The organism is Stenotrophomonas sp. (assembly GCF_032056425.1).
Classification (GTDB): domain Bacteria; phylum Pseudomonadota; class Gammaproteobacteria; order Xanthomonadales; family Xanthomonadaceae; genus Stenotrophomonas.
In genome coordinates this window covers 20,060-43,155 of sequence record NZ_DAMBCN010000006.1, presented here as the reverse complement: position 1 = coordinate 43,155, position 23,096 = coordinate 20,060, and the positions used below count along the sequence as shown (strand labels likewise).

Here is a 23,096-nt window from a genome sequence, read left to right as displayed (position 1 = left end):
TACCGGGGGCGTAGCGGCCGCGTTTACGCTGCACCGCACAAACCGCTGACAGGACGATGACAGCTACCGCAACCCAGACTGCGGCCGCGCACCATCCGGTGCCCACGATTGCCGCGCGCCTGGCGCGCACCTGGGAGGGTTTGTGGAACTGAAGTTTGCCTGGCAGCGCCCCGCCGCCATGATGGCCCTGGCTGCGCTGGCCGCGCCGGCCTTTGCTGAAGACGACCGGCCGGTCACCGCCACCGTCGGCGGCCGCCTGCACCTGGATTTCGCCACGTTCGACAACGACGACCGCGGCACCCCGAACAAGGACGACACCGAAGTACGCCGCGCCTGGCTGGACGTGTCCGGCAAGTTCTTCGTGGTCGACTACAAGATGGAAGCGGATTTTTCCGGCGACCGCGTGGAGGCCAAGGACGTCTACCTGAGCCGTGGCTTCGGCAGCGCCGGCCGGCTGACCGTGGGCCAGTTCAAGCAGTATTTCTCGCTGGATGACCGCACCGGGTCCAACTACGGCAGCTTCCTGGAGCGCGGCAACGCCGGTACCACGCTGGCGCCGCTGTACCGCCTGGGCGCGTCCTGGCAGGCCAATCCGGGCGATTTCACCTGGGCCGCCAGCGTTTACAGCCTGGAAAGCATCGACGCCTGGCAGGTGAAGGGCCGCGCTGCCGGCGGCCGCGTGACCTGGGCACCGGCCCCCCGCGATGGCGACGTGCTGCACCTGGGCCTTTCGCTGGCCCGCGAGGCCTACGACAACCCCGGCGCGAATGGCGCGTCCGGACTGAAGATACGCCCGCGCCCGGCCGGCCACCTGTCCGATGAAAGCCGCCTGACCCTGGTCGATTTCTCCGCCGGCCGCGACACCGACGTCAACAAGTGGTCGCTGGAGTACGCGCAGGTGCGCGGCCCGCTGTCCTGGCAGGGCGAATTCAGTGGCGCCACGTTCGATGACGGCGCCCAGCGCGGCGATGTCATGGCCGCCTACGGCATGCTGAGCTGGTTCGTGACCGGCGAAAGCCGCGCCTACGACCGCAAGACCGGCCGCTTCGCACGGGTGAAGAACATCCGTCACAAGGCCGGCGCCTTCGAAGTAGCGCTGCGCTACGACCAGATGTGGGGCGCACAGCACCTGGATGGCGCGCCCGACCTGCGCCGCGGCAGCACCGAAGCCTGGACGCTGGGCGGCAACTGGTACCTGCGCGACAACCTGCGCTTCATGGTGAACGTGATCGAGAGCCGCAACCGCGACCGCCTGGCCGGGGTGACGCTGGACCGCACGCGCGCGGTCACCGGCCGCCTGCAGTTCGACTTCTGAGCCACGCACTCCCTCTCCCCTCCGCCCTCTTCAACCGCAGTACGCAAGGAGTCCGTAGATGATGCTGAGCATCCTCGGCTTTGGCATGGTCATTACGTTCATGTACTTGATCATGAGCAAACGACTGTCGCCGCTGGTCGCCCTGATCACCATCCCGATCATCTTCGCCCTGCTGGGCGGCTTCGGCGCCAACATCGACGAAATGATGCTGGAAGGCATCAAGAAGATCGCGCCCACCGGCGTGATGCTGATGTTCGCCATCCTGTACTTCGGGGTGATGATCGATGCGGGCCTGTTCGATCCGCTGGTGCGGGTGATCCTGCGCTTCGTCAAGGGCGATCCGATGAAGATCGTGCTCGGCACCGCGGTGCTGGCCATGCTGATCTCGCTCGATGGCGATGGCTCGACCACCTACATGATCACCGTCTCGGCGATGCTGCCGCTGTACCAGCGCCTGGGCATGAGCGCGCTGAACATGACCTGCGTGACCATCCTGGCCGGCGGCGTGATGAACCTGACCCCGTGGGGCGGGCCCACCGCACGTGCCGCCACCGCGCTGCACGTGGACCCGGCCGATGTGTTCGTGCCGCTGATCCCGTCGATGGTGATCGCCTGCGCCGGTGTACTGGTACTGGCCTGGTACCTGGGCATGAAGGAACGCCGCCGGCTGGGCGTGGTCACCCTGCCGCAGAGCGGCAGCTGGATGGACAGCACCGTCTCCGATGACAACAACGCGCTGCCGTCGGTGGAAGACGCCGAGGACATCAAGCGCCCGAGGCTGCTGTGGGTGAACCTGGCGCTGACCCTGGCCCTGATGGGCGCGCTGATCGCTGGCGTGCTGCCGATGCCGGTGCTGTTCATGGTCGGCTTCGCCATCGCCTTGGTCATCAACTACCCGAACCTGGCCGAACAGCGCCGCCGCGTGGTCAACCATGCCGGCAACGTGCTGTCGGTGGTGTCGCTGATCTTCGCGGCAGGCATCTTCACCGGCATCCTGAACAACACCGGCATGGTCGAGGCGATGTCGCGCAGTTTCCTGGCGATCATTCCCGATGCGTGGGGACCCTACCTGGCAGTGATTACCGCACTGGCCTCGATGCCATTCACCTTCTTCATGTCCAACGACGCCTTCTACTTCGGCGTGCTGCCGATCCTGTCCGAGGCCGCCGGCAACTACGGCATCACCCCGGTGGAAATGGCCCGCGCATCGCTGGCCGGGCAGCCGGTGCACCTGCTCAGCCCGCTGGTGCCGTCCACCTACCTGCTGGTGGGCCTGGCCAAGGTTGAGTTCGCCGACCACCAGAAGTTCACCCTGAAATGGGCGGTCGCCATTTCCCTGCTGCTGATGGTCGGTGGCCTGCTGTTCGGCCTGTATCCCTTCGCTGCCTGATCCACGTCTCCAGGAGTCTTGTGCAATGACGCTTCGAATCGCTTACGTCACCAGCGGCATGGGCAGCGTGGGTACTGCCATCTGCCAGGGCCTGGCCCGTTCCGGCCACACCGTGGTGGCCGGCTGTGCACCGAACTCGCCGCGCAAGGCCAACTGGCTGCGCGAACAGCGCGAACAGGGCTTTGATTTCATCGCCTCGGAGGGCAACGCCACCGATTGGGCGTCCACCAGCGCCGCCTTCGCCAAGGTGCGCGCGGAAGTGGGCGAGATCGACGTGCTGGTAAACAATTCCGGCGGCAGCCGTGACCTGCTGTTCCGGCAGATGACCGTGGAGGACTGGAACGCGGTGATCGCCTCCAACCTCAACGCGCTGTTCAACCTGACCAAGCAGGTGGTTGATGGCATGGCCACGCGCGGCTGGGGCCGCATCATCAACATCGGCTCGGTCAGCGCCCACAAGGGACAGATCGGCCAGGTGAACTACGCCACGGCCAAGGCCGCCATGCACGGTTTCAGCCGGGCACTGGCCGCTGAAGTGGCCTCGCGCGGCGTAACGGTGAACACCCTGTCGCCCGGCTACATCGCCAGCCAGGCGATCAGCAGCTTCCCGCCGGATGTGCTGGATCGGCTGGCCGCCTCGGTGCCGGTGCGCCGGCTGGGCCGGCCGGAGGAAGTGGCCGGGCTGGTGGGTTGGCTGGCCTCGGACGAGGCTTCGTACGTGACCGGCGCCGATTACGCGGTCAATGGTGGCTTGTACATGGGTTGACCCCCACGCGTTGCAGTAGATCCACGCCATGCGTGGATGCTCGGTCGCCCCTGGGGTCAGAGCCCTTTCGCGCGCGAAACGGCTCTGACCCCGATGCGTTCTGCGATCTACCCGCGCGCCTGCGCCAGTGCGGTAGCCACCTCCTCCGGAAGGCCGGAGATGAAATCCACCTCGTCCGACTCCTCCACGATGTGGCCGTCGCGCGGCACCCACATCGCCTCGGGAATCGCGCGCAGCACCGGCCGTCCCGGCCATCGTGCCGGGAAGCGTGGCCGGTTCTGCGCCAGGTCGAAGCCCAGGCCCTGGGCGGCGTAGCCACCCTCGGCCAGCCGTTGTTCGATGCTGCGCAGCACAGCGGCGGTGTGCCGGTGCGATACAGGAACATCGTCGACCGTGGCGAACGGCACATACCAGGACGCTCCCAGGTTCCAGTACAGCGCCAGTGCGCTGGAGGCGGCCAACGACGGCTGTTCCAGCAGCCATTGCAGCGCATCCGACAACGTGTGGGTATCAGCGAACAGCATCAGCTGGTGGCGCTGCTGCGCCGTGGCCTGCTGCAGGAAGGGTTCGAGGACCGGCCAGCCCGCGTCCAACGCGGTCGCTACGGGTGAGAGCGTCGGCGGCACGACCTCTGCCCAGATATCGACATCACCTGCGGTGGCATCACCGAGTGCCGGGCCGCGTTCGGGTTCAAACGCCGCAGCCAGATCGTGCAGCTGCTGCGCGACCACGAACGGCAGGCCATCGTCGTACGCATCATCGATCGCCTCGGCAAACGGATCGAAGTCCAGCCCATGGTCGGTGTAGAAGCCATCGAGACACCGCTGCTCGATGCGACGGGCCAGCGCGTACGCCTCCTGCTCGTGGCTAGGCACCTCGCTGGCGTCTGCGTACTGGGCGAACCGGCCGGCGCCCAGCGATGCGTGCATCAGCCGTGCCGTGGCACGGTCCAGATCGCGTTGCTCCGCCAGCCAGGCCAGCACGTCGGGGCTGTCATCGTAGTTGCGCCGTGCAACGTAGATGTGGCGTTGTTCGGGCGAAGCGGTGTGCAGGTAGTCCTGCAGCAGGCGGCTGCAGGACGTGTGGTATTCGTCGGGGGTCACGTGGGGCTTCCGTGGCTCAGGGGCGCGTGTAGTCTAGCGGCCCGTTGCACCGGGGTCAGAGCCCTTTCGCAGGCGAAAGGGATCCGACCCCATCGCATCAGAACTCGGCGGCGACGGTCATGAACACCTGGCGCGGTGCGCTGGCATGGATCGCGTAGCGCGTGCCGTTCGGGTCGGTGGGTGCAAACGAACTCAACTGGCCGGCGTAGCGCTTGTTGGTCAGGTTGGTGGCGTTCAAGGAAACACGCACGTTGCGCAGGCCCAGCCCCGGGCCAAAGTCATAGCCGGCGCCGGCATCGAAGGTGGTCACGCCCGGCACCGACTGGTCGTTGGTGTAGGTGTAGTAGCGCTTGCCGGTGTACTTGGCGCGCAGGCTGGCGAAGAAGCCATCACGGTTCCAGCTGATTTCACTGGACGCCATGCGCTGCGGCGTGTCCACGGTGATCTTGCCGGCCACCGGCACGATCGCACCGCCAGAGGTGTAGTCATCCTCGTAGGTGGTCTTGTTCCAGGACAGCGCGTTGTACCACTGCAGGCCGTCGATGGGCTTGAGGATGAAGGTCAGCTCGGCACCATGGCTCTTCACCGAACCGACGTTGATGAAGCGCGTCACGCACTCAGGACGCGTGCCGACTTCGATGCTCGAGCACGGGTTCAGCGACAGCAGGCGGTTGTCGAACGTCACGTTGTAGGCGGCGATGGAGGCCTGGTACTTCTCACCGAACGTACGGAAGCCGGCTTCCAGACTCTTGGACTTTTCCGGCTCCAGCCCGGCGCTGGCCGCGAACGATTCCGGCGACACCTGCAGCGGGCCGCCGCTGCCACCGCCCACGAACGCGGCGATGTTTTCCGCGTACGAAGCGAACAGCTCGTTGTTGGCGTTGAGCTTGAAGCCCAGGCCCAGCTGCGGCAGCACCGATTCCTTGGCAGTGAGCGTGCCCGAAGCAATGCTGGTTTCAACGCCGCCCTTCGCAGTGGCGCGCATGCGGGTGTTCGGGCTCTTGATGCCCACATCCACGGTCAGGCGCTGGTCGAGGAAGCGCATGCGGTCCTGCACGTAGAACTGGCGCGTGCGGATGTCGAAGTCCTGGTTGAACAGCAGGCGGTCAGGATTCTGCAGGTACAGATCGTCCAGGAACGGCCCGCTGATGTAGTAGAAATTGCGCGAGACGTTATGGTCGTTCTGCTCGTACCACAGGCCCGCTTCCAGCTCGTGGATGCCTACCGTCCACGACAGCGCGGCGGTCAGGCCATCGCGGTTGATGGTGTAGTTGGTGCTGCGGATCGAGATCGGCAGCATGCGGTCGGTGCCCGGGTGGGACGGCTGGCCCGGCGCCCACCAGTGGCCCTGGCCGCGGTTGTCGTGGTGGTAGGCCAGCAGCTTCAGGCGGCCCTGCTCGCCCAGGCGCAGATCGGCATCGGCCGAATACAGATTGTCATCGCGCAGTGCGCGGCTCTGGTAGTAGGCGTCGTCGATGCTGTTGACCCCGCCGCTGAAGGCGCACTTGGCCGGATCACGGGTACCGGGTGCGCAGTAGGCTGCGGCCACGGCACGGTCCCAGTCCGGCGCGTAGATGTTCCAGTCCCAGCCCAGGCCGCGCGCCAGCATGTCCTTGGACAGGTAGGCATAGTTGGCCTGGCTGGCGCGCGAGGTCGCCACGAACGCACCGAAACGATGGTCGCCCACGTTCCATACCGCCTTGGCGTTGAACTGGCGGGTGGTCTGGTTCTGGTACGGTGCGGCCCACATGTCCTGGTCCTGGTGCACGCCGGACACGTACGCCGAGAAGCCATTGATATCGCCGGTATCCACGCGCAGGTAGCCACGGCGCTGGTTGTCGTCGCCCACGGTGATGCTGGCGCGGCCGCCGAATTCGGTGGACGGGTCCATCGAGAAGTACTGGATGGTGCCGCCCAGGTTGCTGGTGGAGGCCACGCCCAGCGAGCCGATGCCCTGCGACAGTTCGGCACCGGCCAGGTTTTCGGCAATGATCGCGCGGGCAATGCTCAGGCCGTTGTAGTTGCCGTAGCTGTTGTCGCCCAGTGGAATGCCATCGAGCGTGTAGCCCAGGCGGCTCTTGTCGAAGCCGCGCAGGCTGATGGTCTGCGATTCTTCATTGGCGCCGAACGCATCGTTGGATTGCACGGATACGCCCGGCAGGCGGTCGAGGATCTTCTGCCCGCTGGTGCCCGGCGGCAGCACCTGCTTGTCGACGGCGGTGATGCGCTGCACCTGGCGGGTTTCGCCCTGGCCGATCACGGAGACCGTGTCCAGCGTCTGCGCGCTCAGCGCGGCATCGGTGCTGGCGGCGGTGGTTTCGGCGGCATGGGTGCTGGCGGCGGCGGAAAGGGCAATCGCCACGGCGATCGTCAGGTATCGGGTCTGCATGTGAGTCCATTGCATGGGGGAAGACCGGCGCGTCTGCGCGCGGCGCGCCGCCACTATGCGAATGGAAGATGAAAGGTTGTTTACGAAGCGGCGCGCGTGCTGCGGGCGGTGACGTGCGTCTCGTTTGTGGGGGTGGGCGTGTCGGCAGGGCTGCCGCCCTGCACCTGCTCACTTCAACGGCAACGGCAACGGCCTGCTATCCGTGGGGTGGCGAGGTGGGTCCGGTTGCGGGGGACGCCGCAAGTACGTCCGTGTAGGCTTGGCCGCGGCATCCATGCCGCGGACACCCCCGCAACCGGACCCACCCCGCCTTCGACAGTTGGCCGCCAGCTGTTGGAACGGCACGGGGTCGGATCCCGTTGCGTAGCAACGGGCTCCGACCCCATGTTGTTTATCGATGTTTGACGGATTCATCCACGCATGGCGTGGATCTACTGCTGTCGTACGCCATTTACTCTGGGGCCAGCTGGTCCATGCGGATGCGGTTGGCAAACAGCGAGAACGCCAGCATGCCGGCCAGGCCGTTGGCGCGGCTGACCCAGTGCGGCAGCCAGCGCGGGGGCTTCAGTACGCCGGCTTCAAACAATGGTGCGAACGCGATGGCGTCGGTCAGGCTCATCTTGCCGGCGAACAGCCAGCGGCAGACCTGCAAGCGATCCTGCGCGAGCATGTGGCGGAAGAAGGTGTGCACCGACACCAGGCCGCGCAGGTAGACGGTGTCCTTGGTGAACGCCAGGCCGCCGCTGGGGGGCACGCCGCGGAACACCCGCTGCGCGGAAGCGAAACTTTCTTCCGGGTTCTGCCCGGCCTCGCAGAAGTAGCGGTAGACCTCGATGAAATCAGCGCCCTCGCGTGCCATCGCGATGGCCTCGGTGCGCAGGCTGATGCGCTTCAGGCGCTCGATGTCGATGCTGCCGGTGATCTGTTCGGCAAACGTCGCCAGCCCTTCCTGGGTGGCCGTGACCCGCGGCGAGGACAGGCCCAGGCTGGGCAGCACCGGCTGATCGCGCCCGTTCAACGCCGTAAGCGAATGCACCAGTGCTTCATGGTGGAAGAGCTGCGCGCGGTCGTAGGCACTGAAACGCGCGGTGGTGCGCAGGCGGATTCGGGTCGGCCCAGCGGCGGCCTTCGAGACCAGGTCCGGGTCAAGCTGCACCTGGATGATGCGCGATTCGAAGAAGGCGTCCAGATCGTTCTGCAGCTGCAGCTGCAGCGCGATGGCCGACACCGGCACCTGTTCTTCCGGGGCCAGCAGTTCGTGGTCCAGCTCCGCGGCGATCTGGATGAAATGCCGCGCCGCGTCGCGCGTGCTGGGGCCATTGCCGGGCAGTGGCTGCTCGGGTGCGCCGAACAGCTGTACGGAACAGCGGTCGACAGTGGCGGTGCCCAGTCCTTCCAGCAGCTGCGCGGCCAGATCCCAGCTCTGCGCGGACTGGCGCACGTAATGCCCCAGTGGGTGGCTTTCATCGCACGCGCTGGCGATGGCCTCCAGGGCGCGGCGTTCTTCACTGAAATCCAGGCGGGGGTAATCCACCTGGGGCAGCACCGGTTGGCCACGTGCCACGCTGGCCAGGAACGGCGCCTGCGCGGTGGCGGGCCAACTGGTGAGCCCCAGCAGGCGAATACCGCCCACGGCCTCGACCAGGCGCGCATCGAGCGCGGCATGATGGGCCACATCACGGTCCAGCGTTACGGTGGGTTCCATGGGCGGACTATAGCGCCCTGCCCTTGCTTTGGTAGGTGCCCACCTTGGTTGGCACACGCCGAAGGCGGGCTGCGGACAGATTCATTGCAGGGGTCAGAGCCCATTGCGGTGCAATGGGATCCGACCCCGCCGCGCGCGATCAGCGTCGGCGCGGTTTGCTGGCCGGGCGGAACTGCTGGCCCTTGCCCTTCTTGCCGCCGCGTTCCTGCGCGGTCTCGGCCTGGCGTACGGCCAGCTTGGCCGCGGCCGCGGCGACCTCTTCCTTCAGCTTGAAGTAGTTCAGCAGCCGGCTTTCTTCAATTTCGCCAGCATCGATCGCCGCGCGTACTGCACAGCCCGGTTCCTGCTGGTGCTTGCAGTCGTTGAAGCGGCACTGTTCGGCCAGGGCTTCGATATCGGCGAACCCCCCCTCGGACAGCGTTTCTTCGCCGGTCGGCTTCAGCTCGCGCATGCCGGGGGTATCGATCAGGCAGGCGCCGGTCGGCAGCGGCATCAGCGCGCGGTGAGTGGTGGTGTGGCGGCCGCGCGAATCGTTGGCGCGCACCGCATTGGTCTTCATGCGCTGCTCGCCCAGCAGGGTGTTGGTCAGGGTGGATTTGCCCGCGCCCGACGACCCCACCAGCACCACGGTGCGGCCCGGCCCCAGCCACGGCTGCAGCACGGACACGCTGTCGGCATCCAGACCATTGATCGCGTGCAGCGCGATACCCTGCATCTCCAGCTCCTCCAGCACCGCCAGCGCATCCTCGCTGTACTCGGTCTGGTCGGCCTTGGTCAGCACCACCACCGGCTCGGCACCACCACCACCGACCAGCAGCAGGTAGCGTTCGATGCGGCGCGGATTGAAGTCGGCATCCAGGCCACAGACGATGAACACCGTGTCGATGTTGGCGGCGATCACCTGCTGGTGGTAGTGCTCACCTGCGGCACCGCGCTTGATGGCGGTACGCCGCGGCAGCAGGGCGACGATGCGGATGCCGTCCAGCAGCACCCAGTCGCCCACCGCCGGCCGCTCATGGCTGGGGAAGCGCGGGCGCTGCCATTCCGGCAGCGATTCGGCCTTGATCGACGCCTCCGGGCCATCGGCCACTACGTAATGCGTGCGGTGCTGTTCGATCACCCGCGCCGGACGGGCCTGCGGGTGCTCGGCCATCGCGGCCTGCCAGTCGGCCTGCTGCGGCGGGCCCGGCCAGGGCCAGCCGATGGTCTGCAGGGCGTTGAAATCGGGGGTCTGGGTCATCGCCGCCATTCTAACCGGCCCGATGACCTGCCAGCCCAGCAACGGCAGGCCCTGGGCCCTTGCCATGCACTGCAGCAATTCCGGTAGGATGGAAACCCCATGCCTTTTGACGGCCCAGCCCCATGTCCACCCCCTCGCCCAAGCCCCTGGCCATCCGCGAGCGCCTTTCCGAAGTGCGCTACGAAATCCGCGGAGAACTGGCCCGGCGAGCGCGGGAGCTGGAAGCGCAGGGCCGCAAGCTGATCAAGCTGAACATAGGCAACCCCGGCAACTTCGGCTTCCGTGCGCCGGAGCACCTGCAGCGCGCGATTGCCGATGACATGGGCCGTACCGACCCCTACACCCACCAGCAGGGCCTGCCGGTCGCACGCGAAGCCATTGCCGCCGCGTATGCGCGCCGCGGTGCGCCCGATGCGCATCCGGACCGCGTGTTCGTCGGCAACGGCGTGAGCGAACTGATCGATCTGTCGCTGCGGGCGCTGTTGAACCCGGGCGATGAAGTGCTGGTGCCCTCGCCGGACTACCCGCTGTGGTCGGCCGCGGCCATCCTCAACGACGGCCGCCCGGTGTACTACCGCTGCGCGCCGGAGAACGGCTTCCAGCCCGACCCGACCGAGATCGAGACGCTGGTATCTTCGCGCACCCGCGCCATCGTGCTGATCAACCCGAACAACCCCAGCGGCGCCAGCTACCCGCGCGAACTGCTCGAGCGCGTGGTCGAGATCGCGCGCCGCCACAACCTGCTGCTGCTGGTCGATGAGATCTACGACCAGATCCTGTACGACGATGCGGTGTTCCAGCCGGTCGCGCCGCTGGCCGGCGATCACCCCTGCCTGACCTTCAGCGGCCTGAGCAAGGTGCACCGTGCCTGTGGCTGGCGCGTGGGCTGGGCCCACCTGAGCGGCGACGATGCGCGCCTGGGCGATTTCCGCGCCGCGCTGGACCTGCTCAGCGCGCTGCGCCTGTGTGCCAACGTGCCGGGCCAGTACGCCATCGACGCGGCGGTAAACGGCCCCGATACCATTTCCGAGCTGTGCGCCCCCGGCGGGCGCCTGTATGAAACCCGGCGCGCGGTGATCGAAGCCTGCGAAGCCAGCGAACACCTTTCGCTGGTTGCCCCGGCCGGCGCGCTGTACGCGTTCCCGGCCGTGGTGGGCGCCGCCGCCAAGGGCTTCGACGATCACAACTTCGCGCTCGACCTGATGAACAACGAAGGCGTGCTGGTGGTGCCCGGCTCCAGCTTCAACGTGCCCTACCGCCACCACTTCCGCGTGACCCTGCTGCCGGAAGCCTCGGTGATGCGCGATGTGTTCGCACGCATCGACCGCGTGCTGGCCCGCCGCGCCGAGGACGCCACCAAGGTCGTGCCGCTGAAGCCACGCCGTTCGGTGGCCTGAGCCGTGGCGCTGCGTTACCTGGCGCTGGGCGATTCGTACACGATCGGCGAAGCGGTGGATGTTGCAGGCCGCTGGCCTCACCAGTTGGCCGCCGCGCTGCGGGCCGAGGGCGTGGCAGTGGCTGAACCGCAGACCATTGCGACCACCGGCTGGACCACCGATGAACTGGATGCGGGCATCGATGCGGCCGCACCGCAGGGTCCGTTTGACTTCGTCAGCCTGCTGATCGGGGTGAACAACCAGTACCGGGGCCGTGCGCTGGACGAGTACCGCGCGCAGTTCCAGGCGCTTCTGAAGCGCGCGATCGGCTTCGCCGGCGGGCGCGCCGAGCGCGTGCTGGTACTGTCCTTCCCCGATTGGGGCGTCACCCCGTTCGGCGCCGGCAGTGGCCGCGATCTCGCACAGGTTGCCGCGCAGACCGATGCCTTCAATGCGGCCGCCGCCGCGATCTGCAAAGCCCACGCCGTGGCTTTCGTCGACATCACCGACATCAGCCGTGCGTACGGCCACGACCCGGCGATGATTGCCAGCGATGGGCTGCATCCTTCGGCGGCGATGTATGCGGTGTGGACTACATGCGCATTGCCGGATGCCGTGCGCCTGCTGGCCGGAGCCGGCTGAGCACATGGACGGCACGCCACGGAACGGCACACCGCTGCACTGTTCACCGCTCGATGCCGCGCAGGCACGGGCGATTGCCGAAGCCTTCCGGCCTGCGCAGGCCTGGGGCAACCGCCGCGATTACTACTACACCCGCGGCAAGCTGGGCAGCGATCCGCTGTACGACGGGGTGCTGCAGCACCTGCCTGACGATGGCCAGCCGCTGCTGGACCTGGGCTGCGGGCTGGGCCTGTTCGCCCATGTGCTGCGCCAGCGCGGCCGCCACGCGCCGTATCTGGGCGTGGATGTGGACGCGGGCAAGATCGCCCGTGCGCAGCGCGCGGGCACCGGCCTGGCCGACGTGCAGTTCGATTGTCTGGATGTACAGGCGCCCTTGCCGGCCCACCACGGCCACGTGCTGCTGCTGGACGTGCTGCAGTATCTGGATGCGCAGCCGCAGCTGGCGTTGCTGAAGGCCGCCAGCGCGCGCGTGGCCCCCGGTGGACGCCTGTTGCTGCGCACGCCGCTGGCGACCGGCGACCAGCGCGACCGCACCACCCGGGTGGCCGACCGGCTGGCCTGGCTGGTGGGCTGGATGGGCACGCGGCCGCGCCACTACCCGGACCCGGCGCAGTTGCGCGCCACCCTGGTCACCTGCGGCCTGCAGGTGGGCCAGGTGCGCCCGCTGCATGGGCGCACACCGTTCAACAGCTGGCTGCTGGTGGCCCAGCGCTAGCCGGGCCCTGCCCGGCGGATTACCTGCGGGCCGCTGCGCTCGCCGGGCATGGCCCGGCGCTACCGGTCATGCGGCCGGCAATTCGGCCTTCAGGCCACGCTCGTCCAACTCCTGCAGCACCCGCTCGATGATGGCCAGGTTCTGGCCATGCGCGGCGCCTTCGTGCAGCAGCACGATGGCACCGGGCTGCAGATCCGGCAGCAGGCGGGCCAGCACGCCCTCGGGGGTGCAGCCCACGCCGTCGAAGCCGCGCGCGCTCCAGCCCACCCGTACCAGCCCCAGCGCTTTCAACGCCGGCGCCACGAACGGATTGGTCATGCCCACCACCGAGCGGTACCAGCGCACCGGACGCCCGGCCACCGCCTGCAGGGCGTGGTGGCAGGCCTCGATCTCGGCGCGCATGGCTGCCGGCCCCAGCCGCCAGAAGCGGGTCTGCGGATGGGTGTGGCTGTGGTTGCCCAGGTCATGGCCGCGGCGCAGGATCTCCTCCACTAGGGCCGGATGCGCCAATGCGCGCTCGCCGACCAGGAAGAACGTGGCCTTGGCCTGGTGCCGGTCCAGCAGGTCCAGCACGGCCGGGGTCTCGGCGCTGGGGCCGTCGTCGATGGTCAGCCAGACGCTGTTGCCGCTGGCCGGCAGGCGGTCGAGCACCGGCGCGTAGAACCGGCTGTTGGGCAGGAACACCGGTACCAGGAACAGCGCGTGGCTGGTCACCATCAGCGGCAGCCCCCAGGCCCAGCCGGCCCACCACCAGACCAGGATCACGGCCAGTTGCGACGCCACCAGCCAGGGCAGCCAGCGCCAGGGCCGGGAGGGGATGCGATGCAATGTTCCTGCGTTGGTCATGCCCCATGATGCCATGGGGCGTAGAATGAGCGATTCGAATTTCCCGGACCACGACTGCCATGTCCCTCGATCCCGCCCTGCGTTCGCGCATCGAATCCCTCCTCAACGCCAACCGCGTCGTGCTGTTCATGAAGGGCCAGCCGTCCATGCCGCAGTGCGGCTTTTCGGCCAAGGCCGTGGGCGCCCTGCAGGATCTGGGCGTGGACTTCGCCCACGTGAACGTGCTGGCCGACCAGGAAATCCGCGAAGGCATCAAGGCCTATGGCGACTGGCCGACCATCCCGCAGCTGTACATCGACGGCGAACTGGTCGGTGGCAGCGACATCGTGCTGCAGATGGCCGCCAGCGGTGAGCTGAGCAGCGTGCTGGGCCTGGCCGCGCCGGACCGTACCCCGCCGCGCATCACCGTGACCCCGGCCGCCGTGGAAATGCTGAAGGGCGCGCTGGCCGATGCCCCCGGTGCCTCGCTGCAGCTGACCATCGATGCGCGCTTCCAGCCGAACTTCCAGCTGGCCCCGCACGACGACAGCGCCATCGCCGCCGAATCCAACGGCCTGCGTGTGCAGTTCGACCTGTCCAGCGCGCGCCGCGCCGACGGCATCACCATCGACTGGGTGGACGATATCCGCGGCAAGGGCCTGGCCATCGACAACCCGAACGCGCCCAAGCCGGTGCAGGAAATCAGCGTGCGCGACGCCGACGATCTGGTGCGCGCTGGCAACGTGACCCTGGTGGACGTGCGCCCGGCCGATGAACGCGCAATCGCTGCGGTGGGCGTGCCGTTCAAGAGCTTCGACGGCAACGGCCGTGCCGAGCTGGAAGCCCTGCCCAAGGACACCGCGCTGGCCTTCCTGTGCCACCACGGCGGCCGCAGCGCGCAGGCTGCCGAACAGTTCCGCACCCTGGGCTTCACCAAGGTGTTCAACGTGACCGGCGGCATCGATGCGTGGTCGGATGACGTGGACAACGGCGTGCCGAAGTACTGATCGGTACCGCTACGGGTCAGAGCCCTTTCCGCAGGAAAGGGCTCTGACCCCAGCACAGAAAACGCCGGCATTCACCGGCGTTTTTTTGCATCCACGCATCGCGTGGGTCTACCCGGCAAATCCACCTTCGGCCAGGTAATCCAGTTCTTCCGGGCTGGGAATGCGCCCCAGCACCGCGTTGCGGTGCGGGAAGCGACCGAAGCGGCGGATGATGTCGCGGTGCAGTTCGGCGTACTGCAGGTATTCCTTGTCGCCCAGCACATCGAACATGGCCACCGAACGATCCTGGTCGAACGGATCTTCGGAATGTTCGAACGGCAGGTAGATGAAGGCACGCAGCTTGGGCACCAGCTGCAGGTCCAGCCCTTCTTCGATGGCGCGCATGGCGTAGTGCCGGGCCAGACCATCGGTGGCGTAGGAATGGGCGGTGCCACGGAAGCAGTTGCGCGGGAACTGGTCCAGCAGCAGCATCAGCGCCAGCGCGCCTTCGGCACTGCCCAGCCAGTGTTCGCGCCCACGCGCCGCTGCGGCGTAATGCTCGTCCAGGAAGCGCTCACGGAAGCGTGCGTCGAACGCGTCGTCGCGCGCGAACCATTTGGCCGGCCCGGCCTCGCTCCAGAATTCCACCACTTGCGCGGCAACGTCCATCACCTACTCCCAGGGCCCGCGCGCCGCGCCAGGCCGTCATCAATCATTCGTCGAAGCGCAGGTGGCGGACCGACTTGCCGTTGCGCCGGATAAGCTTAAGCGCCTCGATGCCGATCTGGATATGGTTTTCCACGAACTGGGAGCTGACCTTGGCATCGGAGGCCTCGGTTTTCACCCCGTCGGGGATCATCGGCTGGTCGGACACCAGCAGCAGGGCGCCGCTGGGAATGTGGTTGGCGAAGCCGGCGGCGAACACGGTGGCCGTTTCCATGTCGATGGCCATGCAGCGCATGGCCCGCAGGCGTTCCTTGAACGCCTCGTCGTGTTCCCAGACCCGGCGGTTGGTGGTGTAGACCGTGCCGGTCCAGTAGTCATGGCCCAGGTCGCGGATCATGGTGGACACCGCACGCTGCAGGGCGAAAGCCGGCAATGCCGGCACTTCCGGCGGCAGGTAGTCGCCCGAGGTGCCCTCGCCGCGGATGGCCGCGATCGGCAGCACCAGGTCACCCAGCGCGTTCTTGCGCTTCAGGCCGCCGCACTTGCCCAGGAACAGCACCGCCTTGGGCATCACCGCCGACAACAGGTCCATGATGATGGCCGCGTTGGGGCTGCCCATGCCGAAGTTGATCAGGGTGATGCCGTCGATGGTGGCGCTGGCCATGGGCCGGTCCAGGCCGACGATGGGCGCGCCGGTCAGTTCGGAAAAGGTGTGCAGGTAGCCGCCGAAGTTGGTCAGCAGGATGTGCTCACCAAACTGGTCCAGTGGCACGCCGGTATAGCGTGGCAGCCAGTTGTCGACGATTTCCTGTTTGCTTTTCATGCGCGGTCCGGTGCGGCGGGGGGGCCATTGTAGGCAACGCCGCGCCTGCCCTGCCACACAAACAGAAGGGGGCGGCCCTGCGGCCGCCCCCTCTGCTTCCGCTGCGCGAACCGATGGCTTAGAAGCGCATCGACCAGCGCAGGTTGGCACCGTGGTCGCGGCTTTCGTCGCCGAACTGGCCGCTGTAGCCCAGTTCCAGCTGCTGCTTGGCGGTCAGCCACGCCGACAGGCCCAGTTCGGCCACCACCGCGCTGTCGGCGATGGGGGCACCGTTGACCACGAAGCTGTCGCCGCCGCTGGCAAAGCCCAGGCGGGCTGCCGGGTTGCGGTCGCCACTGGCGTGGCGGTAGGCCACCGCGCCGCGCACGTGCAGCCAGCTGTCCTGCTGGAACGAGGCCTTCAGGCCCTTGTCGAAGCGCACACCGGCCGTGGCCAGAGTGGTGCGCACGTCATCCACCGACCCCTGCAGGGCCGCGGCACCGCCGCGCTCGTCCACGTGCTTGGTGTCCACTTCCACGCGGGCCACCTGCAGGTACGGCTCCAGCCCGGCCTCGCGGCCGCCGAAGCGGTAGGCCGCTTCGATGAACGCCTGGCGGGTATGCGCGTCGTAACGGGCGCTCAGGGTGTCGCTGTAACCGGCGAATGCCAGTTCACGGGTGCTGTCCACCTCGTGTTCGCTCCAGGCCAGGCCGCCACGCAGGCCGAAACCACCCCAGTTGTGGCTGGCGTAGGCGCCGAAGTGCGTGTTGTCCACCTTCGACTTGGCACGGCGGCCTTCGCCCTGCTTCACGTCGGTGCGGCCGGTACCGGCCAGCACGCCCAGCTGCCAGCCACCGAACTCGCGGTCGGCACCGACCAGCAGGCCGTTGCTGTTGGCTTCGGTGCGGGCGGTGTTGCGGTTGCCGTCCAGGGTGGTGCCGCCGGCCAGCGCCTGCACCCACACACCGGTGGCGTCGCCGCCTTCGGCACCCGGCGCAGCCGCGCCGACGCGGCGTGCCAGGGCCGCGTCACGCACGTAACGGCTGCCTTCCAGCAGCGCCATGCCAGTGGCGGCGTGCAGTTCACCGCTCAGGCTGTCCAGTGCGCTGCCCACCTGTTCCGGGAACAGCATGGTGAGCGGCTGCGGCAGGCCCTGGTTGACTGCCAGGCCGTCGGCCACGGTAGCCACGGCCCGCTGGTTGGCGGTGGTGGCCGAGCTGGCCAGCGCGTTGCCGCGGGTCACTTCAATGCGGGCGCCAGCGGCGGTGTAGGCCAGGCTGAACTGCATGAAGGGCGAGAAGGCGCTGAAGTCGGTGGTCGCGAACTGACCGTCCACGCCGCCGTCGGCCTGGATGAAGTTGAACTGCTCGCCCAGGTAATAGATGCCCGGTTCCGGCAGTGCCACCAGGGTACCGTCCAGGGTGGCGGTTCCGGTCACGTGCAGCTGGTCGCTGCGGCTGCCCGGGGCCACTTCGGCCTGGTACACGCCGGTGGCGGTCTGCACGTAGTCACCGTTGATGGTGAGCGTACCGATCGAGTTGCCCGGAGCGATGATGCCGGCCACGGTGGTGTCACCCAGCTGGCCCACGCCCTTCAGCGTGCCCTTTTCACCCACGAAGGTGCTGCCGCCGGTCTGCACGCCATTGAACGAGACCACGCCACCGGTGACGGTCAGGTTCGAGCCGTCCAGCACGCCGGTGGTGGTGATGCGGCTGCTGCCGCCCAGGCTGTTCAGCGCGGTGTTCTGCAGGGTGCCGTTGAGCAGGAAGGTGCCGCCGGTCACGTCCACTGCGCTGGTCAGCGTGTTCACACCGTCCAGCTCCAGCACGCCTTCGCGCAGCACGGCACCATTGAAGCTGTTGTCGCCGCTCAGGCGCAGCCAGCCGATGCCGCTCTTGGTCAGCTTGCCCGGGCCGCCGATGTCGTTGGTCCAGTCGTCCCACGCATCGCCTTCCCACACCTTCAGGCCACCGGCCTTCTGGTTCATCACCACGTCGGTATCCACGCGCAGCGAGCCGTAGCCTTCGATGGCCTTGGCCAGGTTCATCAGGCCCCAGCCGTAGACATCGTCCACGCCTTCGGCGCCCAGATCGGTGGCGGTGGTCAGCAGCACGTCGCGCACCTGCGCGTTGTCCAGGTACGGGAAGCGCTCGAACAGCAGGCCCAGCGCGCCGGTAACGTGCGGGGCAGCCATGGAAGTGCCGGTCATGCTGTCATAGGCGTAGGTCGGCATGCGCACGGTTACGTCAAACGCCACACCGTCGTTGTTGTCACCGGTGGGATAGACATTGCCGGCCAGCTGGGAATCGGCGCCATAGACCGTCGAGTTGATATCGCTGCCCGGAGCAGCCAGGCACCAGTTGGCAGCCAGGCCACAGCGCATCGAGCTGATCGCCAGCACACTGTCCTGGTCGACGTTGACCACGGCCAGCCAGTACGGCTCCAGATCGGCCTGCACGCGCGGCAGCGTGGCATGCACGCCAGCGATGGGCGCGCTTTCCGGCGAGGTGTTGTAGGGATAGATATTGCCCGCAGCCCACACCTGGATCATGCCGTTGGCACGCGAGCCATCGCCGATGATGTTGAAGTAGTCTTCGTAATCGGGGTTCTCGTAGAAGTTCGCATCCTGCTCGGCCGCGCTGACGGGTTCGCGGGTGAAGCCCCAGCTGTGATTGACCGCACGCACCTGCTGCGCGTTCATCTGCGCATACATGTCGGCGAAGGTCTCATCGGACGGGCCCACGCCGCCCAACGACCCCTGGCTCAGGACGCCGTTGTCGTTGTAGATCAGGCTGGCGCTGTTGAAGAACAGCCGGGCCACGCTCAGGTCCGCGCCGAATGCCACACCGTGCGTGCCATTGCCATCGCGGTTTGCCGCAATGGTGCCGCCTACGTGCGTACCGTGAGTGTTGTAGGTCAAACCTTCGACGTAGTCGTAGTCGGCCAGCAGGGCCAGCTGTGCCGGGGTCAGACTCGCGTCAAACACCAGCGCATCGATCGCCACCTGGTCGCCATCACTGCTGAAGCACGCATCCGGACCGCGCAGCGCACTGCTGTTGGTGCACGGCGAACCATCGGCCAAACGGTCGGCCAGGTGGATGCTGCGGTGGTTCTTGCCAGCGAATTCCGGGTGGTCCAGGCCGGTGCCGCTGTCGAACACGCCCAGGCGGATACCGGCGCCGGTCAGGCCGCGCGCATAGGCAGCGTCGGCGTTGATGGCCTGCAGGCCCCAGTCGTTGTTGAATTCAGTGGTGCGCCAGCTGGCGGCATCGCCGGCCTGGCCCATGATCGGTTGCGGGGCGACGTCCACGTCGGCGGCGGCAATGGCCAACGCCGGCGACGGCGAGGTGGTGGCCGCCGGTGCGGCAAACGCGACCTGCAGGCTGCGCTGGAACTGGTAACGCGACAGTTCGTCTGCGTTGCCGGCCTGGGCCAATGCCGGCAGCGCAGCAGCCATCAGCAGCGAACCGACAATGGCCGACGCAAGCGGGGAGGGGAGGATGGAGCGGCGGGAAGCGGTGGAGCGATACAACGGAGAAACAGTCATCTGCAGTTACGTCCTTGATTCCATGGAATAATTCAGGTGCAGCTCCGTCATGGAGCGATGAAAATGCACCCTCGCGGCGGATCAGCGCGCGCTAACCCACCGCGTAGTAGCGGCAGGCATTACGAAAAATTAATACTTCATTCACGATTTCTGTATAGGGGAATCCCTACCCCGCCCCCCCTGCCCAACGTCACTTGGCAAGCGGCATCGGCGACAGATAGCGTCGCTGGGTTCCCACGATTGGCCAGGACATCTGCATGACATCGACGCTGCTGCGCGCCGCCCTGGGGCTGGCATTGGTTTCGTTGAGCAGCGCACCGGCGGTGGGCGCGTCGCGCTTCGTGGCCGACCCTTACCCCAGCACGTACCAGGCCCAGCCCGGCACGCCGGTACTGATCCACAACGCCACCGTGCTGACCGGCACCGGCCAGCGCCTGGACAATGCCGATGTGCTGTTGCGCGATGGCCGCATCGTGGCCGTCGGCCAACGCCTGCAGGCCGATGCCGGGGTTACCCGCATCGATGCACAGGGCAAGTGGGTCACCCCTGGCCTGATCGACGTGCACTCGCACCTGGGCGTGTACCCCAGCCCGGGCGTGGGCGCGCACAGCGATGGCAATGAAATGACCGCACCGGTCACCGCCAACGTCTGGGCCGAGCATTCGGTGTGGCCGCAGGACCCCGGCTTCCAGGCGGCGCTGGCCGGTGGCGTGACCAGCATGCAGGTGCTGCCCGGCTCGGCCAATCTGGTGGGCGGGCGCGGGGTGGTGCTGAAGAACGTGCCGGCCACCACCTACCAGGCCATGAAGTTCCCCGGCGCGCCGTGGGGCCTGAAGATGGCCTGCGGTGAAAACCCCAAGCGCGTCTACGGCGGCGGCAAGGGCGTTGCCCCCGGCACCCGCATGGGCAACGTGGCCGGCTACCGTGCCGCCTTCATCGATGCAGCCGACTACATCGCCAAGAACAGCCCGAAACCGGCCAAGCGCAAGAGCTGGTTCGGCAGCGACAAGGGCGACAGCGCCGGTGATGCCGGCGGCAAGCGCGACCTGAAGCTGGACACCCTGGCCGGGGCGATCCAGGGCGACATCCGCGTGCACATCCACTGCTACCGCGCCGACGAAATGGCCACCATGCTCGACCTGGCCAAGGAATTCGGTTTCAAGGTCGCTGCCTTCCACCACGGCGTGGAAGCCTACAAGCTAGCCGACCGGCTGGCCGCCGACGGCGTCTGCGGCGCCCTGTGGGCCGACTGGTGGGGCTTCAAGATGGAAGCCTTCGATGGCATTGCCGAGAACATCGCGCTGGTGGACCGGCCGCAGAACAGCTGCGCCATCGTCCATTCCGATTCGCCCGAAGGCATCCAGCGCCTGAACCAGGAGGCAGCCAAGGTGATCGCTGCGGCGCGCCGCGCACAGATGCCGGCGATCGCACCCGAACGGGCAATTACCTGGATGACCGCCAATGCGGCCAAGGCGCTGGGCATCGAGGGCCAGACCGGCACCCTGGAAGCCGGCAAGATGGCCGATGTAGTGGTGTGGAACGGCAACCCCTTCAGTTCCTACGCGCTGGCCGAACAGGTGTTCATCGACGGGCGGCGCTTGTATGACCGCAACGTGCCCGCGGCCACGCCCCGCTCCGATTTCCAGCTTGGCCAGGAGGTGCGCTGATGGGCATGTTGAACACGCGTCGCCGAGCATGGCCCGGCGCTACCGCCGCGCTGTTGCTGCTGTTGGCCGGTACGGCGTCGGCGCAGGACCTGCTGGTGCGCAATGCCACGGTGCATACCGCCAGTGCGCGCGGCAGCCTGGAAAACACCGACGTGCTGGTGCAGGGCGGGCGGATCCGCGCGGTCGGGCCGGCGCTGGCTGCACCTGCAGGGGTAACGGTGGTGGAGGCCAACGGCCGTCCGCTGACACCGGCCCTGTTCGGCGGCATCACCGAGATCGGCATCGAGGAAGTGTCCGGTGAATCGAGCACGGTGGACAGCACGCTGAAGATCGGCGAGCAGCCGCTGCGCCCTGAATTCGACGTCACCCTGGCCTACAACCCGGCCTCGGTGCTGGTGCCGGTGGCCCGCCTGGACGGCATCGGCTTCACTGCGCTGGGCGCACATACCGGCGGCGGATTCGTGGCTGGCCAAGGCGGCGTGGTGCGCCTGGACGGCAGCGCCGACCCGATCGGCCCGCGGGCGCTGTACCTGCGCCTGGGTGCGGCCGCCGCCGAGCTGACCGGACAGTCGCGCGCCGCGCAGTGGATGCTGCTGCAGCAGATGGTGGACGAGGCCCGCGGTCAGGTCCCGGCCGATTCACCGCATGCCCTGCTGACCCCGGCCGGGCGTCGCACGCTGGCCCGCTACCTGGGGGGCCAGGGCCGCATCGTGGTGGAGGTGGACCGCGCCGCCGACATCCGCCAGCTGCTGCGCTGGGCCGCGCGCGAGAAGGTGAAGATCGCCATTGCCGGCGGTGCCGAAGCCTGGCAGCTGGCGCCGGACCTGGCCGCTGCGCAGGTGCCGGTGTTCGTGGATGCGCTGGGCAACCTGCCCAGCACCTTCGACCAGATCGGCGCCAGCCTGGAAAACGCCGCGCGGTTGCAGCGTGCCGGCGTACCAGTGGCCTTCGCCCAGCGCGAAGATGCCTCGCACAACGCGCGCAAGATGCGCCAGCTGGCCGGCAACGCGGTGGCCAACGGCCTGCCTTGGGCCGATGGTCTGGCCGGGCTGACCCGGGTGCCGGCGCAGGCGCTGGGCGTGGCCGACCAGATCGGCAGCATCGAGCCGGGCAAGCGCGCCGACCTGGTGTTGTGGGAAGGCGACCCGCTGGATGTGGCCCACTATGCCGAACAGGTCTGGCTGGGCGGCCGCGCCATGCCCATGCGCTCGCGCCAGACCGAACTGCGCGACCGCTACCTGCACCGTACTGCCCAGCCCTGACCCACCGAGAGCACATCCATGGCGAACCTGCGCTGGTACTTCGATTTTGTCTCGCCTTACTCGTACCTGCACTGGCAGAAGCTGAAGCATCTGCCACAGTTCCCGCGCATCCAGCCGGTACCGATCGCCTTCGGCGCGATCCTGCACCACCTGGGCAACCTGGGGCCGGCCGAGATTCCGGCCAAGCGCCGCTTCATCTACCGCCAGCTGCTGTGGACCGCGCAGGCCGAAGGCACGCCGCTGCGCTTTCCGCCGGGGCATCCGTTCAACCCGCTGGCCGTGCTGCGCCTGTCCCTGGCCGCCGGTGGCAGTGCGCAGGCGGTGGATGTGCTGTTCGACTGGATATGGCGCGAGGGCAACAGCGCTGACAGCGCGCAGGCCCTGCGCGAACCGGCGCAGCGGCTGGGCGTGGACGACGTGGAGGCGGCCCTGGCCGACCCGGCCATCAAGGAACAGCTGCGCCGCAACACCGACGCGGCAATCGAGGCGGGCGTATTCGGCGTGCCGACCCTGTCCATCGACGGCGAACTGTTCTGGGGCAACGACGCCCATCCGCTGATGGCTGCGGTGCTGGCCGACCCGGGTCTGCTGCAGCAGCCGGACTGGCAACATGTGATAACGCTTCCAGTGGCAGTGCAGCGCAATCGCTGAACAGGCATGGCGTAATTCCCTCGCGCGCCCGGCTTGGTTTTGAGATAGT

At 67.6% G+C, this 23,096-nt stretch carries 18 protein-coding genes; 10 read left to right on the top strand and 8 right to left on the bottom strand.

All coding sequences use genetic code 11. The features are described from left to right. Nucleotides 1-178 precede the first annotated feature (178 nt). The 3 genes from RTY46_RS06500 (at nt 179) to phbB (ending at nt 3,471) form a co-directional block, all read left to right on the top strand. Complete coding sequence (locus RTY46_RS06500) at nt 179-1,315, top strand: porin (protein ID WP_312707410.1); 1,137 nt, start codon at nt 179-181, stop codon at nt 1,313-1,315. 61 nt (nt 1,316-1,376) lie between these two features. Then, a complete protein-coding gene (locus RTY46_RS06495; RefSeq protein ID WP_312707409.1) occupies nt 1,377-2,705 on the top strand; it encodes a CitMHS family transporter in 1,329 nt (442 codons plus the stop codon). A 25-nt stretch (nt 2,706-2,730) separates the two neighbouring features. Next, on the top strand, nt 2,731-3,471 hold the full coding sequence (gene phbB, locus RTY46_RS06490) for an acetoacetyl-CoA reductase (RefSeq protein ID WP_108757118.1): 741 nt from the start codon (nt 2,731-2,733) through the stop codon (nt 3,469-3,471). Between the two features lie 107 nt (nt 3,472-3,578). On the opposite strand, the gene RTY46_RS06485 is transcribed toward phbB, so the two are convergent. The 4 genes from RTY46_RS06485 to rsgA all read right to left on the bottom strand — a co-directional run bounded on the left by RTY46_RS06485 (nt 3,579) and on the right by rsgA (nt 9,917). Beyond that, nucleotides 3,579-4,574 carry a DUF4274 domain-containing protein gene (locus tag RTY46_RS06485; RefSeq protein WP_312707300.1) on the bottom strand — a complete coding sequence of 332 codons (996 nt, stop codon included), beginning with the start codon at nt 4,572-4,574 and terminating at the stop codon, nt 3,579-3,581. A gap of 97 nt (nt 4,575-4,671) precedes the next feature. Then, entirely contained in the window at nt 4,672-6,963 is a 2,292-nt protein-coding gene (locus RTY46_RS06480) for a TonB-dependent receptor (RefSeq protein ID WP_312707298.1), read from the bottom strand. A gap of 451 nt (nt 6,964-7,414) precedes the next feature. Beyond that, nucleotides 7,415-8,668: a flavohemoglobin expression-modulating QEGLA motif protein gene (locus RTY46_RS06475; protein ID WP_312707296.1), complete on the bottom strand. Its 1,254-nt coding sequence runs from the start codon at nt 8,666-8,668 to the stop codon at nt 7,415-7,417. 139 nt (nt 8,669-8,807) lie between these two features. After that, a complete protein-coding gene (gene rsgA, locus RTY46_RS06470) occupies nt 8,808-9,917 on the bottom strand; it encodes a ribosome small subunit-dependent GTPase A (RefSeq protein WP_312707408.1) in 1,110 nt (369 codons plus the stop codon). Between the two features lie 113 nt (nt 9,918-10,030). On the opposite strand from rsgA, the gene RTY46_RS06465 reads away from it, so the two are divergent. From RTY46_RS06465 to RTY46_RS06455, 3 genes are read left to right on the top strand one after another with little or no spacing between them, the layout of a single operon-like run. Continuing rightward, a complete protein-coding gene (locus RTY46_RS06465; protein ID WP_312707294.1) occupies nt 10,031-11,305 on the top strand; it encodes a pyridoxal phosphate-dependent aminotransferase in 1,275 nt (424 codons plus the stop codon). Nucleotides 11,306-11,308: 3 nt separating this feature from the next. Further along, nucleotides 11,309-11,926: an SGNH/GDSL hydrolase family protein gene (locus tag RTY46_RS06460; RefSeq protein ID WP_312707292.1), complete on the top strand. Its 618-nt coding sequence runs from the start codon at nt 11,309-11,311 to the stop codon at nt 11,924-11,926. Nucleotides 11,927-11,930: 4 nt separating this feature from the next. Then, nucleotides 11,931-12,641, top strand: coding sequence for a class I SAM-dependent methyltransferase (locus RTY46_RS06455; protein ID WP_312707290.1), 711 nt, complete (start codon nt 11,931-11,933; stop codon nt 12,639-12,641). A gap of 66 nt (nt 12,642-12,707) precedes the next feature. Here RTY46_RS06455 and RTY46_RS06450 read toward each other — a convergent pair whose 3' ends face one another. Next, a complete protein-coding gene (locus RTY46_RS06450) occupies nt 12,708-13,487 on the bottom strand; it encodes a polysaccharide deacetylase family protein (RefSeq protein WP_312707288.1) in 780 nt (259 codons plus the stop codon). Between the two features lie 59 nt (nt 13,488-13,546). Here RTY46_RS06450 and grxD point away from each other — a divergent pair, with 59 nt between their 5' ends. Then, complete coding sequence (grxD, locus tag RTY46_RS06445) at nt 13,547-14,473, top strand: Grx4 family monothiol glutaredoxin (RefSeq protein ID WP_312707286.1); 927 nt, start codon at nt 13,547-13,549, stop codon at nt 14,471-14,473. Nucleotides 14,474-14,581: 108 nt separating this feature from the next. Here grxD and RTY46_RS06440 read toward each other — a convergent pair whose 3' ends face one another. The 3 genes from RTY46_RS06440 to RTY46_RS06430 form a co-directional block, all read right to left on the bottom strand. Then, a complete protein-coding gene (locus RTY46_RS06440) occupies nt 14,582-15,121 on the bottom strand; it encodes a DUF924 family protein (RefSeq protein WP_108750569.1) in 540 nt (179 codons plus the stop codon). 43 nt (nt 15,122-15,164) lie between these two features. Next, nucleotides 15,165-15,941 (bottom strand): AMP nucleosidase, encoded by a 777-nt coding sequence (locus tag RTY46_RS06435; protein ID WP_108754113.1) that lies wholly within the window; start codon nt 15,939-15,941, stop codon nt 15,165-15,167. Nucleotides 15,942-16,059: 118 nt separating this feature from the next. Continuing rightward, complete coding sequence (locus RTY46_RS06430; RefSeq protein WP_312707284.1) at nt 16,060-19,467, bottom strand: autotransporter domain-containing protein; 3,408 nt, start codon at nt 19,465-19,467, stop codon at nt 16,060-16,062. A gap of 257 nt (nt 19,468-19,724) precedes the next feature. On the opposite strand from RTY46_RS06430, the gene RTY46_RS06425 reads away from it, so the two are divergent. Genes RTY46_RS06425 through RTY46_RS06415 form a run of 3 tightly spaced genes read left to right on the top strand, consistent with a single transcriptional unit; the run spans nt 19,725 to nt 23,047 of the window. Next, complete coding sequence (locus RTY46_RS06425) at nt 19,725-21,134, top strand: amidohydrolase (protein ID WP_312707282.1); 1,410 nt, start codon at nt 19,725-19,727, stop codon at nt 21,132-21,134. Next, nucleotides 21,134-22,396: an amidohydrolase family protein gene (locus tag RTY46_RS06420; protein WP_312707280.1), complete on the top strand. Its 1,263-nt coding sequence runs from the start codon at nt 21,134-21,136 to the stop codon at nt 22,394-22,396. Before RTY46_RS06425 ends, RTY46_RS06420 begins: the two co-directional genes overlap by 1 nt. An 18-nt stretch (nt 22,397-22,414) precedes the next feature. Beyond that, complete coding sequence (locus RTY46_RS06415; RefSeq protein WP_312707278.1) at nt 22,415-23,047, top strand: 2-hydroxychromene-2-carboxylate isomerase; 633 nt, start codon at nt 22,415-22,417, stop codon at nt 23,045-23,047. Nucleotides 23,048-23,096: the final 49 nt, after the last annotated feature.

Excerpts from the sequence above, each read along its gene's own strand:
- RTY46_RS06450 (WP_312707288.1), bottom strand. The coding sequence starts at position 13,487 with ATGACCAACGCAGGAACATTGCATCGCATCCCCTCCCGGCCCTGGCGC.
- RTY46_RS06425 (WP_312707282.1), top strand. The coding sequence starts at position 19,725 with ATGACATCGACGCTGCTGCGCGCCGCCCTGGGGCTGGCATTGGTTTCG.
- RTY46_RS06455 (WP_312707290.1), top strand. The coding sequence starts at position 11,931 with ATGGACGGCACGCCACGGAACGGCACACCGCTGCACTGTTCACCGCTC.
- phbB (WP_108757118.1), top strand. The coding sequence starts at position 2,731 with ATGACGCTTCGAATCGCTTACGTCACCAGCGGCATGGGCAGCGTGGGT.
- RTY46_RS06415 (WP_312707278.1), top strand. The coding sequence starts at position 22,415 with ATGGCGAACCTGCGCTGGTACTTCGATTTTGTCTCGCCTTACTCGTAC.
- RTY46_RS06440 (WP_108750569.1), bottom strand. The coding sequence starts at position 15,121 with ATGGACGTTGCCGCGCAAGTGGTGGAATTCTGGAGCGAGGCCGGGCCG.
- RTY46_RS06435 (WP_108754113.1), bottom strand. The coding sequence starts at position 15,941 with ATGAAAAGCAAACAGGAAATCGTCGACAACTGGCTGCCACGCTATACC.
- RTY46_RS06465 (WP_312707294.1), top strand. The coding sequence starts at position 10,031 with ATGTCCACCCCCTCGCCCAAGCCCCTGGCCATCCGCGAGCGCCTTTCC.
- RTY46_RS06475 (WP_312707296.1), bottom strand. The coding sequence starts at position 8,668 with ATGGAACCCACCGTAACGCTGGACCGTGATGTGGCCCATCATGCCGCG.
- RTY46_RS06420 (WP_312707280.1), top strand. The coding sequence starts at position 21,134 with ATGGGCATGTTGAACACGCGTCGCCGAGCATGGCCCGGCGCTACCGCC.
- RTY46_RS06430 (WP_312707284.1), bottom strand. The coding sequence starts at position 19,467 with ATGACTGTTTCTCCGTTGTATCGCTCCACCGCTTCCCGCCGCTCCATC.
- RTY46_RS06480 (WP_312707298.1), bottom strand. The coding sequence starts at position 6,963 with ATGCAGACCCGATACCTGACGATCGCCGTGGCGATTGCCCTTTCCGCC.
- grxD (WP_312707286.1), top strand. The coding sequence starts at position 13,547 with ATGTCCCTCGATCCCGCCCTGCGTTCGCGCATCGAATCCCTCCTCAAC.
- RTY46_RS06495 (WP_312707409.1), top strand. The coding sequence starts at position 1,377 with ATGCTGAGCATCCTCGGCTTTGGCATGGTCATTACGTTCATGTACTTG.
- RTY46_RS06500 (WP_312707410.1), top strand. The coding sequence starts at position 179 with ATGATGGCCCTGGCTGCGCTGGCCGCGCCGGCCTTTGCTGAAGACGAC.
- rsgA (WP_312707408.1), bottom strand. The coding sequence starts at position 9,917 with ATGGCGGCGATGACCCAGACCCCCGATTTCAACGCCCTGCAGACCATC.